Source organism: Halomonas sp. ND22Bw, from assembly GCF_003011945.1.
GTDB lineage: Bacteria > Pseudomonadota > Gammaproteobacteria > Pseudomonadales > Halomonadaceae > Halomonas > Halomonas halophila.
On record NZ_PXWD01000219.1, the window covers coordinates 1 to 420 of the forward strand.

General features: G+C 63.1%; 1 pseudogene. It reads left to right on the forward strand.

Going from position 1 to position 420, the window contains the following annotated elements:
• Nucleotides 1-163: 163 nt before the first annotated feature.
• A pseudogene (locus tag CVH10_RS17760) lies at nt 164-420 on the forward strand (IS110 family transposase); the annotation flags it as partial.

A 420-nucleotide genomic window follows, 5' to 3' on the forward strand; every position in this document is an offset into this window, starting at 1 on the left:
CTCGGTGCCGTAGCACATTGGGAAGCGCTGGTTCGGGAGCCGCTATGGCCCTGATGAAGACAAGGCCGCGTAGCGGCCGTAGACTTCATCAGGGCAAGCCATGGCCGGTCAGCAGGTATCTAAAGTGAGGTTGTCGAGACAACACTTTGGAGGCCGACCGACCATGACCAAGCTCACCTCTACGCCTGCCGGCGCCGTGCTGGTAGCCATCGACATGTCCAAGAGCCGACAGGAGGTTCTCATCGAGCGACCGGAAGGCGGCCGGCGCCGGCGGATGACCGTCATGGCGACCAGGCAGGACTATGACGGCTTTGCCGAGCAACTCGCTGCCATCGGGCGCCCTATCATCGTCGGGTTCGAGGCGACGGGTAATTACCATCGTACGCTGGCGCACCGGCTGCTGACGGCAGGGTTCGAGCT